At 34.5% G+C, this 13,258-nt stretch carries 12 protein-coding genes; 10 read left to right on the top strand and 2 right to left on the bottom strand.

All coding sequences use genetic code 11. The features are described 5' to 3' along the window. Positions 1-189: 189 nt before the first annotated feature. From E0H99_RS02860 to E0H99_RS02850, 3 genes are all read left to right on the top strand, one after another. The gene (locus tag E0H99_RS02860; RefSeq protein ID WP_131990979.1) at positions 190-825 is read left to right on the top strand and encodes a chloramphenicol acetyltransferase; all 636 of its coding nucleotides are present in this window, start codon (positions 190-192) and stop codon (positions 823-825) included. Between the two features lie 45 nt (positions 826-870). After that, complete coding sequence (locus E0H99_RS02855) at positions 871-2,283, top strand: hypothetical protein (RefSeq protein WP_131990977.1); 1,413 nt, start codon at positions 871-873, stop codon at positions 2,281-2,283. Positions 2,284-2,412: 129 nt separating this feature from the next. Next, the gene (locus E0H99_RS02850) at positions 2,413-2,931 is read left to right on the top strand and encodes a ferritin (RefSeq protein WP_131990975.1); all 519 of its coding nucleotides are present in this window, start codon (positions 2,413-2,415) and stop codon (positions 2,929-2,931) included. A 370-nt stretch (positions 2,932-3,301) separates the two neighbouring features. Here E0H99_RS02850 and E0H99_RS02840 read toward each other — a convergent pair whose 3' ends face one another. Next, positions 3,302-3,634: a single-stranded DNA-binding protein gene (locus E0H99_RS02840; protein ID WP_099713873.1), complete on the bottom strand. Its 333-nt coding sequence runs from the start codon at positions 3,632-3,634 to the stop codon at positions 3,302-3,304. A 204-nt stretch (positions 3,635-3,838) separates the two neighbouring features. Here E0H99_RS02840 and E0H99_RS02835 point away from each other — a divergent pair, with 204 nt between their 5' ends. The 7 genes from E0H99_RS02835 (at position 3,839) to E0H99_RS02805 (ending at position 11,072) form a co-directional block, all read left to right on the top strand. Further along, positions 3,839-5,368 (top strand): bifunctional GNAT family N-acetyltransferase/carbon-nitrogen hydrolase family protein, encoded by a 1,530-nt coding sequence (locus E0H99_RS02835; protein WP_131990971.1) that lies wholly within the window; start codon positions 3,839-3,841, stop codon positions 5,366-5,368. Then, positions 5,365-5,715: a hypothetical protein gene (locus E0H99_RS02830; RefSeq protein ID WP_131990969.1), complete on the top strand. Its 351-nt coding sequence runs from the start codon at positions 5,365-5,367 to the stop codon at positions 5,713-5,715. The genes E0H99_RS02835 and E0H99_RS02830 overlap by 4 nt, the downstream gene beginning before the upstream one ends. Positions 5,716-5,812: 97 nt before the next feature. Beyond that, positions 5,813-8,134, top strand: coding sequence for a M28 family peptidase (locus tag E0H99_RS02825; RefSeq protein WP_131991626.1), 2,322 nt, complete (start codon positions 5,813-5,815; stop codon positions 8,132-8,134). 116 nt (positions 8,135-8,250) lie between these two features. After that, a complete protein-coding gene (locus tag E0H99_RS02820) occupies positions 8,251-8,487 on the top strand; it encodes a hypothetical protein (protein WP_205728666.1) in 237 nt (78 codons plus the stop codon). Continuing rightward, the gene (locus E0H99_RS02815) at positions 8,441-9,322 is read left to right on the top strand and encodes a metallophosphoesterase (protein WP_240723428.1); all 882 of its coding nucleotides are present in this window, start codon (positions 8,441-8,443) and stop codon (positions 9,320-9,322) included. Before E0H99_RS02820 ends, E0H99_RS02815 begins: the two co-directional genes overlap by 47 nt. Positions 9,323-9,325: 3 nt before the next feature. Beyond that, positions 9,326-10,129: an SDR family NAD(P)-dependent oxidoreductase gene (locus E0H99_RS02810; RefSeq protein ID WP_131990963.1), complete on the top strand. Its 804-nt coding sequence runs from the start codon at positions 9,326-9,328 to the stop codon at positions 10,127-10,129. Between the two features lies 1 nt (position 10,130). Then, positions 10,131-11,072 carry a DMT family transporter gene (locus E0H99_RS02805; protein WP_131990961.1) on the top strand — a complete coding sequence of 314 codons (942 nt, stop codon included), beginning with the start codon at positions 10,131-10,133 and terminating at the stop codon, positions 11,070-11,072. A gap of 57 nt (positions 11,073-11,129) precedes the next feature. Here the strand turns inward: E0H99_RS02805 and E0H99_RS02800 are convergent, their stop codons facing one another. Then, on the bottom strand, positions 11,130-13,193 hold the full coding sequence (locus tag E0H99_RS02800) for a M13 family metallopeptidase (protein ID WP_131990959.1): 2,064 nt from the start codon (positions 13,191-13,193) through the stop codon (positions 11,130-11,132). Positions 13,194-13,258 lie beyond the last annotated feature (65 nt).

The raw sequence follows: 13,258 nt of genomic DNA, 5'->3' as shown, positions 1-13,258 counted from the left end.
GCCCTAAAGGAAATTTCTTTTAGGGCTTTTTTTATGCCTGTTATTCCCCGTTCTATCAAAAACTTTTTTGAATATCCCGGAATTATAAACTTCAATTTTCTAGTTTGTTTACGACAAAAGTTAAATAAAACAAATTCAAGTATCAAAAGAATAACTGTATTTTTGAACCATAAATAAAATCACAAAATCTTGAAAACACTTTTAGATATAGACAACTGGTCTAGAAAGGAGCATTTCCATTTTTTTAGAAAATTTGAAGAACCCTTTTTTGGCGCCACTGTAGAGATTGATTGTACCAAAGCCTATGCAACCGCAAAATCGCTGAACACTTCCTTTTTTATCTACTATTTACACAAAACGTTGGTTGCCGTCAATGCCACCGAATCATTTCGCTACAGGATTTCGGATGATCATATATATATTTATGACCAAATTAATGCTTCTGCAACTATTGGCAGAGAAGATGGAAGTTTCGGATTTTCTTTAATCGAATACAACTCTGATTTTGGTATTTTTACTGCGACTGCATTGGCGGAGATTGAAAGAATACAAAACACGACCGGTCTTTTCACCCGAACATTTACGGATGATAATGTAATCCATTTTTCGGCAATTCCGTGGTTGGATTTCACTTCGTTATCGCATGCTAGAAGTTATACTTTCCCGGATAGCTGCCCGAAGATTTCTTTTGGAAAAATGAAAATTGCTGAAAACGGCAAGAGAACCATGCCAATGTCAATTCATGTACATCATGGATTAGTAGATGGTTTACATTTAGGACAATTTGTAGATTGTTTTCAGGAATTGATGAATCGTTCATTATAAAATTTTTTGTTAAAATTTCGGAATGATTTTTGTAGGTAAAGCTATATGAAAAATATTTTACTCTTCTTGCTACTGATCTACCAATCAACATTGTTAAGTCAAACAGTATTGACCTCCTATCCTTTAGATTTAAAGAAATCTGAAGAAAATAATCAGATTTTGAATGCTGAAAACACAATAACACATGATGTTTTTGCTTTTATAGCAAACAAGCAGAATATTACTATTTTAAAATACAATAGCGCTTTGTTCTTGACCAATCAATATACTGGTTCGATCTTAAATTTAGAAAACAAATCAATAATTGGATATAGTTTTAGCGAAGATGGAAATCCAACTCTTTATTGGTCTTCAATGGATTTTAATGAAATTATACTGATCAAATATTATTTAGAAAACAAAACTTTTAAGGCTTTAAAATTTAGATTTCCTTCTTCAAATCATTATGTTATAACCTCTTTTCAGAAGAATAATTTATTCTATCTCCTTTCTAAAAATCTATCAGAACAAACTTTAACTCTTTATGCTTTTAAAAATGGAAGAGCTGAAGAAAAAACATTTGATTTTTCAGACTTTCTTTTTCAAAATAAAAATACACAAAGAATACCTTTTAATAAAGTTATAGAAGCCTTTCCTATTGAAAAAATGGAAGTTGACGATTACAATCCGTTATTCAAAAGCACGCAGAAAAGCAAAGTTTATATGCTCGATGAGCGCATTATCATAACATTAGATCATAATCCTAAAAAAACACAAGTCTTTGATCTTAATTTCAAAAACCATATTATAACCGAAAAAAACTTCGCTCAACCCATTCCAAAAAAAGCAGCGCGATCATCAAACTCTTTTTTTTATGAAAACAAAATATTTCAGGTTAATGCCAATGTAGATGGTTTTTTGTTTGATGTAAAAGACTATGATTCTGGTTTGACTATAAAAACCATTACTGTTTCTAAAAATGATACAATTCGTTTCAAAAACTCCCCATTATTAATACAAAGAGAGAATGGAAAGCCAAAAGAATTAAACAAAACGAAAAAATTCCTGCAGTATTTGTCTAATTTAGATATTGGTGTATCGGTTTTTAAAAACAAAAAACACACTTTAATTACATTTGGAGGAACTCCAAAAAATGATTTTGTGGATTATTATTCAAGGAATAATGTCAGTTTTGGGCAATCCGATGATGAATTTGAGCAAATGTTTCCGCAAAATAATTTTTCACCTAATATTCATACAGAAACTGTTTTTTTTGAAAGCAGCTGGGACAAAAATTTTGAGTTTAACAATCAGCAATCACCACCACTTGCTATTGATACTATTTCCTATTTTTTAAGTCAGCATAAAGAAGTGGCTTTAGAAAATATAATAAAATTTAAAGATTATTTTATTTTGGGTTACTACGACAGTGCCACAAAAGAATATGTTATGCGTAAATTTAAAGATGGATATAATTGAATATAAATCAACTTTATTGAAATATTTTCTAGCGAGAATACTTAAATTTATTCCAAATGCATTATGTTTTCTCGGTTTCAAAAAAAAGGAAACGAATTATTTTTGTAACTTTACTTAAAACATACTGCCATGCTATCAAAAAATATAGAACACGCGCTGAACAATCAGATTAGAATTGAAGCTGAATCATCCCAAACCTATCTTTCTATGGCTTCATGGGCCGAAACTCATGGTCTGGAAGGGATTTCGAAATTTATGTATGCACAATCCGATGAGGAACGTACACACATGCTTAAGTTGGTGAAATATATAAACGAGCGTGGAGGTCATGCTCGAGTTTCTGAATTGAAAGCACCAAAAACGAGTTATGAAACCTTCAAAGAAATGTTTGAAGAATTGTACAAGCACGAACTTTTTGTTTCTGATTCGATTAACGAATTGGTTCACATTTCCTTTTCTGAAAAAGATTATGCCACACACAACTTTTTACAATGGTACGTAGCCGAACAAATTGAAGAAGAAGCTCAAGCTAAACTTATTTTGGATAAAATAAATCTAATTGGTGATGATAAAGGTGGTTTGTATTTATTTGACAGAGATATTCAACAGCTGACTTTAAACAGCGAGACATCTAAAGGCTCTAAATAGCGAGACACTCTTTAGAATAAATAGTGTAACTTGATTTTAATGCTGCCGAAATTGAGTAAAAAGGATAAAAAGAAGGAAAAGAAAAAGGATAAAAAAAAACTCCTCAAAAACGGATCTGCTAAAGAAAACCTCAAGTCCGAATGCTGTGAAAAATATAAAAAAGGAGAACATAAACGTTGCAAGAATTGCCCTAAATTTGATTTACGCAAAAAAAATAGTGGTTAGTAATTAGTTTACAGTTCTAATAGCTAATAAAAAACCATCGAGGTATATCGATGGTTTTTTATTAGGTTTTCAGTCATAGTTTGCAACAGTACAATAACTGCAGACATGAGACCGAAAACGGGGACTGAATACTGATCACTAAAAACTATTTCCCCAAAAGAAGCACATCATTTACCACTACTTCGGTAACATAGCGCTTTTCACCATTTTTATCATCATAACTTCTATGGGTCAATTTTCCTTCAATGGCAATTTCCTTTCCTTTAGTAACATATTTTTCTATAATTTCAGCCGTTTTCCCCCAAGCCACAAGTTTGTGCCATTGGGTTTCTTCTACTTTTTCTCCTTTGTCGTTTTTATAGCTTTCGTTTGTTGCTAATGTGAAATTGGCTAGTTTTTTTCCTCCGTCAAAAGTTTTGATTTCTGGATCATTTCCTACATGTCCAATTAACTGTACTTTGTTTCTTAATGTGCTCATGGCGTGTAAAATTTAAATGTTAGTGTATATGTAATTTTTTTATTGTCATTGTAATTGCTATTGAAATTGTTTCAAATCAACATTGCAAAGATGCGATGCCTTCCAAAAAGTATTCGGTTACTAACTGTTTACTTTCGGTTGTAACTATTTGTAAACGTTTGTAAATGGAAAAATTTAGTTATATTTGATAGAAATCAACTTCTTATGTTAGCCAAAATAAAAAAAGTAGAATTACGAAATCTAAAGATTGAAGACTACAAGGAATTAAAAAAATCAATGGTAAAGTCCTATCCTGAACTTGCTGATTCGTATTGGAAAGAAAAAGACATTGAAAGATTACTTGACTTATTTTCTGAAGGGCAATTTGTAATTATTGCAGATAAGAAAGTGGTAGGCGCTGCATTATCATTAATTGTACCCGAGATTTTAGTTGATAAAAACCCGGATTACGCTAAAATAACAGGGAATTACACTTTCTCTACACACAATCCAAAAGGGGAAATATTGTATGGAATTGATGTATTTATTCATCCTGACTATAGGGGTTTACGGCTTGGCAGACGATTGTACGATGCGCGAAAAGAATTGTGTGAGAAACTGAACCTAAAGGCTATTGTTTTTGCTGGAAGAATACCAAATTACAGTAAATACGCCAAAGAGCTGACCCCAAAAAAATATATCGAAAAAGTAAAACTAAAAGAATTGCACGATTCCGTACTTTCCTTTCAGTTGAGTAATGATTTTCACGTGATGAGAATTATGAAAAACTATTTGGCAGGAGACATCGATTCCAAAGAATTTGCGGTTTTATTAGAATGGAATAATATTTATTATGACGAAAGTCCGCAATTAATAAATACCCAAAAAAGTATCATCAGACTTGGATTAATTCAGTGGCAAATGCGTCCGCTAATAAACTTAGAAGCTTTATTTGAACAAGCTGAATTTTTTATTGATGCCGTATCCGGTTATAAAAGTGATTTTGCCCTTTTTCCGGAGTTGTTTATTGCTCCACTTATGGCTGATTACAATCATTTAGCCGAACCTGATGCCATTAGAGAGCTTGCAAAATATGCAGACCCCATTCGCAAAAAATTTCAGGAATTTGCCATCTCATATAACATTAATATCATTTCTGGAAGCATGCCTTATTTAGAAAATGGCACGTTGTACAATGTTGGATTTCTTTGTAAAAGAGACGGAACCTCTGAAATGTATTATAAGATCCATATTACTCCAAATGAAGTCCTGCATTGGGGAATGAAAGGTGGCTCACAAATTAGAACTTTTGATACTGATTGTGGAAAAATAGGCATCATGATTTGTTATGATGTTGAGTTTCCGGAAATGGCGCGATTAATGGCCGATGAAGAAATGAATATTTTATTTGTACCGTTTTTAACCGATACACAAAGTGGTTACATCAGAGTCAAACACTGTGCACAAGCCCGAGCCATAGAAAACGAATGTTATGTAGCCATTGCAGGATGTGTTGGAAATCTTCCAAAAGTGAACAATATGGATATTCAATATGCACAAACCGCTGTTTTCACTCCATCGGATTTTGCATTTCCCAGCACCGGAATAAAAGCGGAAACCACTCCTAATACTGAAATGACTTTGATTGTAGACGTGGATTTGAATTTGCTTAAAGAGCTTCACGAACACGGAAGCGCCAGAATCTTAAAAGATCGCAGAACTGATTTGTACGAAATTAAAAAAATCAATCCATGAATAAAACCTGCTTAGAATGTGGAGAGAAAATTGTAGGTCGCGAAGACAAAAAGTTTTGCAGTGACGGTTGTCGTAATGCCTACAACAATAAAATAAACAAAGATAGTACTAATTTTATGCGCAACATCAACAATAAGTTACGCAAGAATTACCGTGTTTTGTCAGAACTTAATATTGAAGGAAAATCAAAAACCACTCGGGCAAAACTTCTGAGCAAAGGTTTTGATTTTGAGTTTTTTACCAATATTTTACAAACTAAAACTGGGAATACCTACTATTTCCTGTATGACCAAGGCTATATGTTTTTGGACAATGATTATTATATGCTAGTCAAAAAAGACATTTAAATACCCCAAACCTATCTAACCAAAAATGAAAAAAGATAATTCCTCAATTTTCGCCACTTTATTTCTCCTAGGAATTCTTGGGCTGATTTACTTTACCATGATGCCGCATTGGACTTCAGATGAAGAAGGTCCTCTTTCTGAATTTTCGACCAAGAGAGCTTTAAAACAAGTGGAAGCCATTTCAAAACAACCCCATTATGTAGGTTCCAAAGAACATGAAGTGGTTGCTAATTATCTCGTAAAAGAGCTGAACAAGTTAGGACTGGAAACTTCCGTTCAGGAAGGATATACCTTGAGCGATTGGGGAAATTTAGTACAATCAAAAAATATATTAGCTCGAATAAAAGGAACTTCTAACTCTAAAGCTTTGTTATTGCTTACCCATTATGACAGCGCACCACATTCCTACTCCAAAGGGGCAAGTGATGCGGGTTCCGGTGTAGCGACAATCCTGGAGAGTGTTCGCGCTTTTTTATATTCCAAAACCCCTCATAAAAATGACATTATCATTCTGTTTTCAGATGCGGAAGAATTAGGGTTAAATGGCGCAGCATTGTTTGTCACAAAACACCATTGGGCTAAAGAAATAGGTTTGGTACTTAATTTTGAAGCGCGTGGTTCTTCCGGACCCAGCTATATGTTGATGGAAACCAATAAGGGAAATGCCGGATTGGTAAAAGAGTTTGCTGCCGCAAAAACGACTTTTCCAGTTTCAAATTCCTTGATGTACAGCATTTATAAAATGTTACCTAACGACACCGATTTGACCGTTTTCAGAGAACAAGGCAATATTCAAGGGTATAATTTTGCTTTTATCGATGACCATTTTAACTATCACACCGCTCAGGATGACATCAATCATTTAAACAAAAATACTTTAGCACATCAAGGCACTTATTTAATGCCGCTATTGAATTATTTCTCAAATGCCGATTTAAATACGACGCAAGCCAGCGAAGATCACGTCTATTTTACCATTCCATATACTTTTATAAACTATCCTTTTAGCTGGGTTTTACCAATGGTGGTAATCGCATTGGCACTGTTTATTTTCCTGTTATTTTTAGGAAGAGCCAAGCGTATTTTATCATTCCGCGAAATTGGGATAGGATTTATACCATTTTTAAGCTCCCTGATCGGTACTGGATTAATTACTTTTTTTGGTTGGAAAGCATTGCTGATCTTGTACCCGCAATACACGGATTTACTCAACGGATTTACCTATAACGGACACGCCTACATTGCGGCATTTGTGCTTTTGGCATTGGCAATAACTTTAGCATTTTACAACCGTTTTTCTGCCAAAAAAGTGACCATGAATCATTATGTCGCCCCATTATTTATTTGGATTGTGATTAATGGAGCTTTGGCTTTTAGTTTACAAGGAGCCGGATTCTTGATTATTCCTGTTTATTTTGGATTATTTTTATTTGCTGCATTTATCATTACCCAAAAATCCCGTAAAATATTAAGTCTTACTTTTAGCATTCCGGCTTTGATAATCATAGCGCCTTTTATCCAGATGTTTCCTATCGGTTTGGGGTTAAAAGTGCTGTTTGGAAGCGCTGTTCTTACTGTTATGACCTTTGGATTATTGTTGCCTGTTTTTGGGGCTTTCGCCAAAAAGGGAATCTGGTCTTTAGTATTTTTTGTACTTGCTATTGGCTTTTTTGCGAAAGCACATTCTGAATCAGGTTACGAATATGGAAAAGCCAAATCAAACAGTTTATTGTATGTCTACAATGCCGATACAGACAAAGCCAATTGGGCAACGTATGACACCAATCTTGATTCCTGGACCAAAGGCTATTTGGGTAAAAACCCAAAAGAAGCAATGGCTTTGAATGAAACACCATTGTTCAGCAAATACAATTCTGGTTTTACCTATGCAGCCGAAGCTCCTAAAAAAGGGATCCTCAAACCAAATATAGAATTCCTGGAAGACCGAGTGGTTGGTAATCAAAGGTATTTGAAAATAAAAATTTCCCCTAATAGAAACGTCAATCGCTATGATATTTTTGCCAATGAAAAAATGGCTATTCATAATTTCAAAGCAAATGGCGTGACTACTTTAGGTCAGAAAAATTCACTTTACCAACGAAAAGGAAAGAAAATATTGAGTTATTATGTAGTTGGAAACATACCTTTGGAAATGCAGTTCAGCGTAAATGTCGCAACGGTTTTAGATATGGAACTGATGGAAAGTTCTTTCGATTTAATGACTAATCCTTTATTTGGAATAGCAAAAAGAGAAAACTGGATGATGCCAACTCCTTTTGTTTTGAATGATGCTGTGGTAATCAAACAAAAAATAAAACCAAGTCCGTTATCAGTTGTAAATACTTTGGAAAATACGATTGCAAATTCTATTGTAAAAGATAGTATGACAGTTGTTAAAGACAGTTTGAAAAAACCATAATAAAACTATCTCATCACAAATTGTGATGAGATATTCTTTAAGGTCATAAATTGTGACCACATATAAAAAGAAACGTAACAGTAACCCCTTTTGCTTTCACGGAACAAGGCGTAGCGATGTTAAGTGGTATTTTAAATTCGGAAGTGGCGATTCATGTAAATATCGCTATCATGCGTACTTTCGTCATGATTTGGAAATACGCTTTGGAGCACAAAGAATTTAACGAAAAATTGCTTGAAAGAGAAGCTAACTACGACAAGAAATTTAGTGATATTTATGAAGCACTAAATTACCTCATCAAAAAAGATGAAAAAGAAACAACACAGAAAGAACGAAAACAAACTGGTTACTAATTTTGAGACTATGGCAATAACAAGAAGGAAGTTCATTAAGACTGGACTTATTGCAGCAACGGGATTAATTTTGGCAGATGTCTTTTGGATTGAAAAATTTTTCATAGAAACTAATGAATTCTATATTGGTTCTGCAACAAAGGACACAAAAAACATAAAAGTTATTCAAATCTCCGACTTGCACCTACAATCAATAAATTACCAACTGACTCAACTGGCAAACAAAATCAACAAACTTCAACCTGATTTGATTTTAATTACAGGGGACGCAATAGACAAAACCAAAAACATTTCCTTACTGGATGAGTTTTTAAAGCTAATAGAGCGAGATATAAAAAAAGTTGCAATTTTAGGAAATTGGGAATATTGGGGAAATATTGATATCAATAAATTGGATTTAATCTACGCAGACAATAATTGCACTTTACTAATTAATCAAACGAAACGATTTTTATTTAATAATGAAACCATATCTATAACTGGTGTTGACGATTTTTTAGGTGGAAAATCCGATTTTGATATGGCAATCAAAGAATATAAAAAAAGTGATTACCATATAATTTTAAACCATTGCCCACAATACAGCGACGAAATATCAAAACAACTAAAAAAAGACATCAATGTGGATTTTATTCTATCTGGCCATACGCATGGCGGGCAAATAAATTTATTTGGTTTCGCTCCTTTTTTGCCACAAGGAAGTGGAAAATATATCAAAGGTTGGTACAACAACAATAATACAAAACTATATGTTTCAAAAGGGATTGGCACAAGTATAATTCCCGCACGATTAGGAGCTAGGGCAGAAATAGCGCTATTTCATTTAAAAAAATAAAAAATGACAAAAATTAGTATTCTGGGTTGCGGTTGGTTGGGTTTACCTTTGGGGATAGCCTTACTCGCAGCAGAGTTTTCAGTAAACGGCACGACGACTTCGACAGAGAAATTAGCGGTATTAGAAAATGCCGGAATTAAGCCTTTTTTAATTGTACTTTCAGAAAACAAAACCACTGGAAACCTGACTGATTTTCTAGAAAAATCAGAAATTTTAATCATCGATGTTCCGCCAAGACTTCGTGGTTCAGAGACAGAAAATTTTGTATCAAAAATTAGAAATATAATTCCGTTTATAGAAAAATCATTTGTTAAAAACGTACTTTTCATCAGTTCGACATCGGTTTATAATGATGCCGATGCGTTTGTTACTGAAGAAACAATTCCGAAACCGGAAACTGAAAGCGGTAAGCAATTGTTGGAGACCGAACAGCTTTTGCTGAGCAATAACAATTTCAAAACTACAGTATTGCGTTTTGGCGGCTTAATTGGCGAAGACCGTCATCCGATACATTTTCTGGCCGGTCGTGAAAATTTGGATAATCCCGATGCACCGATTAATTTAATTCATCAGGAAGATTGCATCGGTATTATTCTAAAAATCATAGAAAATGATTCTTGGAACCAAACTTTTAATGCAGTAACTCCTTACCATCCTTCGCGAGAAATTTATTATACTCAAAAAGCTATGGCTTTGAATTTGGCTTCTCCAAAGTTTAATAATGAAAATAATTTTGGCGGAAAAATAATTCTGAGTGATACGTTAGAAAACGTTTTAAATTATACTTTTACGAAACCAAATTTATAATGTGAGAACTAAAATTAAGAATGCTTTTTCGTCTAAAGTTAATGCCATTGGATTACCTGTTTTGGCTTTATGCTGGGTCAGTTTTTTTTGGGGAACTACTTGGATTGCGTCAAAAGAAGGCGTAAAACACATGCCGGCTTTGCAACTCGCTGCCATTAGACAATTCATTGGCGGGTTGCTGTATATTTCCTTTTTCTTATTCAAAAAAACACCTTGGCCGAAAGGAAAACAATGGAAAACCATTGTTATTTTAAGCATCCTTAATTTTGTTTTGAGTAACGGATTAAGCACTTGGGGCGTGAAATACATCAGCAGCGGACTGGGAGCAATCATAGGAGCTATTGTGCCTTTATGGATTGTAATCATTACTTTTTTTAGAGGAGAACGATTGGCAAGACTAACGGTTATCGGTTTAATTATCAGTTTTGGTGGCGTCTGCGTTATCTTTTACGATCATTTGAGTGATTTTATGATTCCTGATTTTAGATTTGGGATTATACTGTCATTAATCGCTACATTAACTTGGGCATTTGGCTCGTTATATACAAAGAAAAAAGCTGCCAGTTTTAATCCGTATTTTAGTTTGGGACTGCAAATGTTTATATCTAGTATTTTACTTTTCGCGTACAATGGAGCAACAGGAACTTCGGTTAGTTTGAGTGCTGTTCCAGCAATTTCATGGTGGTCAATTGCCTATTTAGTTGTTTTTGGTTCGGTACTTACTTTCATTGCCTTTATCTATGCGCTTCAAAATCTTCCTGCTGAAATAAGCAGTATTTATGCGTATATCAATCCAATTATAGCCGTGATTTTAGGCGCTGTAATTTTCGGCGAAGTACTCAATGCTGCCATTGCAATTGGCGGCGGAGTTACGTTGTTTGGATTATATATGGTCAATTATTCGTTGAGAAAAACACGTAAAAACAATAGCGAAATCCTGTAAAAACAAAAGTCCCATTCGACAGTGTCAAATGGGACTTTTTTATACTTGTATGTATTTCTACCAGATTCTTACACGCTTTTCAGGTGCAATATACATTCCGTCATTTGCTTTAATATCAAACGCTTTATAGAACGTATCTATGTTTTGCAAAGGAACATAAGCACGGTACATTCCTGGAGAATGCGGGTCTGTTTTTACTTGATTTTTCAAGGCTTCATCACGCATTTTTGAACGCCAGATAGTCGACCAAGAAATGAAGAAACGTTGTTCTGGAGTATATCCGTCGATTAATCCCGGATTTCCGTTTTCTTTCAAATACAATTGTAAACCATCATAAGCGGCATTTACTCCACCTAAATCTCCGATGTTTTCTCCTAACGTAAATTTACCATCTACGAAAGTTCCTGGAATAGGTTGCAAAGCGCTGTATTGTGCCGCAAGTGCTCCTGTCAAAGCAGAGAATTGTTTCAAATCTTCTGCAGTCCACCAGTCTACTAAGTTTCCGTCAGCGTTGTAACGGGAACCTGAATCATCAAAACCATGTGAAATTTCATGACCAATAACACCTCCAATTCCACCATAATTTACTGCTTCATCCGCTTGGTAATTGTAAAAAGGCGGTTGTAAAATCGCTGCTGGGAATACAATCTCGTTATTGGATGGATTGTAATAGGCATTTACCGTTTGTGGAGACATTCCCCATTTATCTTTATCAACTGGTTTGTTCAACTCAGCTATATTCTCATTGAAACGCCATTGCGCCATGCTTTTCGCATTTTCGAAATACGTTCCTCCTTCTTCTGGACTTTTAATCGTCAAGGCTGAATAATCTTTCCATTTGTCAGGATAGCCAATTTTAATTCTTGATTTATGCAGTTTAGCAAGCGCGCTCACCTTTGTTTCTGCAGACATCCAAGACAAATTATTGATTCTGTTTTCGAAAGCTGAAAATATATTTTTGATCATTTTCTCCGCTTTGGCTTTGGCTTCAGCCGGAAATTTTTTCTCTACATATAATTTTCCTAAAGCTTCTCCAACCGTTCCATTGATGGTTTGAAGTGCTCTTTCGTCACGTGGTCTTTGACTTACAGCACCCGTTAACGTTCTTCCGTAAAACTCCCAGTTTGCGTTTTCAATTTCAGTTGATAATTGGCTTGAAGCTCTGTTCAACAAACTCCAACGCATGTATGCTTTCCAGTCTTCTACTTTATTTTCTTTAAATATAGCTTCTAAAGCGGTCATGTATTTTGGTTGCGACACAATAACGGTATCTACTTTTGCCAATCCAATTTTTGTGAAATAATTATTCCAGTTGATTGATGGAGTTAATTTACTCAAATCACTCAATGTCATTGGATTGTATGATTTACGACGATCTCTGCGTTCTACCCTGTCCAATCTTGGTTTAGACATTGCAATTTCAAGAGCCAGGATTTTTTCAGCATTCATTTTTGCAACTGCTGGTTTATCACCAAGGTATTGCAACATTTTAGCAACGTGTAAAAGATATTTCGCACGTTTCTCTTTGGAATCGGCATCTTCAGAAACATAATAATCTCTATCCGGCAAACCTACGCCTCCAGGACCTAAATTAATCACGTTTCTACTGCTGTTCTTTGCATCAGTCCCTACACCGGCACCCATAAATCCAATCCCGCCAATAGGTTCCATTTCGATCAATAATGCCTCTAAATCTTTGGCGTTTTTAACCGCGTCTATTTTTTTTAAGTACGGTTTCAAAGGCGCAATACCTAACTTATTTCTTCCTACGGTATCAAGAATAGATTTGTATAAATTAATCGCTTTGCCTTGATCTGTATTCGATTTGTAGCTCGGATTTGTTGTCGCTTCTTTTAGAATTGCCAATGCATCAGCATCTGTTTTTTGACGCAATTCATCAAAACTACCCCAACGGGTTCTATCAGCTGGAATCTCCGTATTATCCAACCAAGTTCCGTTTACATAACGAAAGAAATCGTTACTTGGCTTTACGCCCTTATCCATGTAATTAACATTGATTCCCGGTTCTTTAGCTGCCGGAGCATTCTGTGCTTGACTCACCGCAAAACCCATAATTGCAGGAATCACAAAAAGCAATTGCTTATTGCTGGTTTTTTTCATTTTTTTTTGTTTTTTAGTTATCTTAACAAAGCTATTAATAAATAATCTGATTTTTAGTTAAAATT

Source organism: Flavobacterium sp. GT3P67, assembly GCF_004349155.1.
Lineage (GTDB): Bacteria > Bacteroidota > Bacteroidia > Flavobacteriales > Flavobacteriaceae > Flavobacterium > Flavobacterium ranwuense.
Note: the sequence above shows the minus strand (reverse complement) of the source record. Positions and strands in the feature narration are given on the sequence as shown.

Bases quoted from the DNA above. Each gene is read 5' to 3' on its own strand.
- E0H99_RS02855 (WP_131990977.1), top strand. From the start codon at position 871: ATGAAAAATATTTTACTCTTCTTGCTACTGATCTACCAATCAACATTG.
- E0H99_RS02850 (WP_131990975.1), top strand. From the start codon at position 2,413: ATGCTATCAAAAAATATAGAACACGCGCTGAACAATCAGATTAGAATT.
- E0H99_RS02840 (WP_099713873.1), bottom strand. From the start codon at position 3,634: ATGAGCACATTAAGAAACAAAGTACAGTTAATTGGACATGTAGGAAAT.
- E0H99_RS02835 (WP_131990971.1), top strand. From the start codon at position 3,839: ATGTTAGCCAAAATAAAAAAAGTAGAATTACGAAATCTAAAGATTGAA.
- E0H99_RS02830 (WP_131990969.1), top strand. From the start codon at position 5,365: ATGAATAAAACCTGCTTAGAATGTGGAGAGAAAATTGTAGGTCGCGAA.
- E0H99_RS02825 (WP_131991626.1), top strand. From the start codon at position 5,813: ATGATGCCGCATTGGACTTCAGATGAAGAAGGTCCTCTTTCTGAATTT.
- E0H99_RS02820 (WP_205728666.1), top strand. From the start codon at position 8,251: ATGTTAAGTGGTATTTTAAATTCGGAAGTGGCGATTCATGTAAATATC.
- E0H99_RS02815 (WP_240723428.1), top strand. From the start codon at position 8,441: ATGAAAAAGAAACAACACAGAAAGAACGAAAACAAACTGGTTACTAAT.
- E0H99_RS02810 (WP_131990963.1), top strand. From the start codon at position 9,326: ATGACAAAAATTAGTATTCTGGGTTGCGGTTGGTTGGGTTTACCTTTG.
- E0H99_RS02800 (WP_131990959.1), bottom strand. From the start codon at position 13,193: ATGAAAAAAACCAGCAATAAGCAATTGCTTTTTGTGATTCCTGCAATT.